Annotated in this window: 1 pseudogene; it reads left to right on the top strand. The window is 42.7% G+C overall.

Annotation, left to right across the window (positions count from 1 at the left end):
• Positions 1-206, top strand: a pseudogene (locus V6256_RS16330) (peptidylprolyl isomerase); the annotation flags it as partial.

The raw sequence follows: 206 nt of genomic DNA, 5'->3' as shown, positions 1-206 counted from the left end.
AGATGTACCTCGCTCTTTATTTGAGGGGGTGGATGAAATTGAAGTTGGTATGTCATTCAAAGCAGAAACAGAACAAGGTCCTCGTACAGTAGAAGTCACGGGTGTTACTGAAGAAAATGTAAGCATTGACGCTAACCACCCATTAGCAGCTATGTCCCTACAATATTTTGGTGAACTGGTATCTGTTCGTACAGCAACAGCTGAAG

Source organism: Psychromonas aquatilis, from assembly GCF_038155185.1.
GTDB classification, from domain to species: domain Bacteria; phylum Pseudomonadota; class Gammaproteobacteria; order Enterobacterales; family Psychromonadaceae; genus Psychromonas; species Psychromonas aquatilis.
The sequence above is the reverse complement of the archived record's forward strand: the minus strand, read 5'-3'. Positions and strand labels throughout refer to the sequence as shown.